Origin of the sequence: Mesorhizobium sp. M7A.F.Ca.MR.362.00.0.0, from assembly GCF_004023175.1 — a bacterium.
Lineage (GTDB): Bacteria > Pseudomonadota > Alphaproteobacteria > Rhizobiales > Rhizobiaceae > Mesorhizobium.
In genome coordinates this window covers 1-1,036 of sequence record NZ_RZTF01000797.1, presented here as the reverse complement: position 1 = coordinate 1,036, position 1,036 = coordinate 1, and the positions used below count along the sequence as shown (strand labels likewise).

The following is a 1,036-nucleotide window of genomic DNA, read 5'->3' as shown; positions in this document are numbered from 1 at the left end:
GACCCAGGTGCTGTTCAACCTGCCGGCCGGCGACTGGGGCAAGGGCGAACGCGGTATTGCCGTGCTGCCGGACCGCGTGCCGGAATTCCGCCAGGGCATCGCCAAGGCGATCACCTACGCGCAGGCGCTCGGCTGTGAGCAGGTCAATTGCCTGGCCGGCATCGCGCCGGCCGCCGCCGACCGCAAGGTGCTGGAGGATGTCTTTGCCGAAAACCTCGCCTTCGCGGCGGAAAAGCTGGAGCAGGCCGGCATCAGGCTGCTGATCGAGCCGATCAACACGCGCGATATTCCGGGCTTCTTCCTCAACTATTCCGATCAGGCGCTAGCGCTGATCGATCGCGTCGGCTCGAAAAACCTGTTCCTGCAATACGACATCTATCACATGCAGATCATGGAGGGGGATCTCGCCCGTACCATCGAGGCTAACCTCGGCCGCATCGCACATATCCAGCTTGCGGACAATCCCGGCCGTCACGAGCCGGGGACGGGCGAGATCAATTTTCCGTTTCTGTACGAGCATATCGACCGCATCGGCTATGCCGGCTGGGTCGGGGCTGAGTACAAGCCGAAGGCTGGGACGGAGGCTGGCTTGGGCTGGTTTCAGGAGTTGGCCGGGCAGGGGAGCGCGGCGGCTTAGCCAACGCGCCCCCTCATCCGGCCGCTAACGCGGCCACCTTCTCCCCGAGGGGAGAAGAGAATGCCGACGTTGGTGCCTGTCTCTTCTCCCACCGGGGAGAAGGTGGCCCGAAGGGCCGGATGAGGGGGCGTTTCACACAAGCATCTGGAGAACCACAATGGAAACCATCGGCTTCATCGGCCTCGGCATCATGGGCGCGCCGATGGCGGGGCACCTGCTGGATGCGGGTTATCATGTCATTGCCAGCGACCATCGCTCCAAGCCGCCGGCCGATCTCGTCGCCAAGGGGCTGAAGACCGTCACCGGCCATGCCGCCGTGGCCAAGGCTGCCGACATCATCATCCTGATGGTGCCCGACACGCCGCAGGTGGCCGATGTACTGTTCGGCGACAACGGCGT

General features: G+C 64.3%; 2 protein-coding genes. Both read left to right on the top strand.

Annotated elements, in window-relative coordinates; translation table 11 throughout:
• Positions 1-637, top strand: a 637-nt coding sequence (locus EOC06_RS37765) for a hydroxypyruvate isomerase family protein (protein ID WP_164899019.1), incomplete at its 5' end; no start/stop codon positions are given.
• A gap of 157 nt (positions 638-794) precedes the next feature.
• Positions 795-1,036, top strand: a 242-nt coding sequence (locus EOC06_RS37760) for an NAD(P)-binding domain-containing protein (RefSeq protein WP_164899018.1), incomplete at its 3' end; no start/stop codon positions are given.